Origin of the sequence: Rhizobium ecuadorense (assembly GCF_001187535.1) — a bacterium.
Lineage (GTDB): Bacteria > Pseudomonadota > Alphaproteobacteria > Rhizobiales > Rhizobiaceae > Rhizobium > Rhizobium ecuadorense.
On record NZ_LFIO01000467.1, the window covers coordinates 1 to 233 of the forward strand.

The 233-nt window shown below is 64.8% G+C and carries 1 pseudogene; it reads left to right on the plus strand.

Features of this window, described 5'->3' with window-relative positions:
* Positions 1 to 233: pseudogene (locus tag AF337_RS11440) on the plus strand (branched-chain amino acid ABC transporter permease); the annotation flags it as partial.

A 233-nucleotide genomic window follows, 5' to 3' on the forward strand; every position in this document is an offset into this window, starting at 1 on the left:
GTTCTCGGTCGCCCTTGCCATTCCCACAGCCTTCTTCAGCTTTCGGCTTTACGGTCCCTATTTCGCCATAGGCACCTGGGTGGTGGCCGAGGTCGTGCGGTTGCTGCTGGCCCAGTGGAAAGCGCTCGGCGGCGGCACAGGCACCTCGTTGCCGCGGGATGCGACCCGCGACATGATGGGCGTCGGCGCAATGCGCGATGTCTTCGGCATGAAGGCCTCGCAGGCAGGTGATG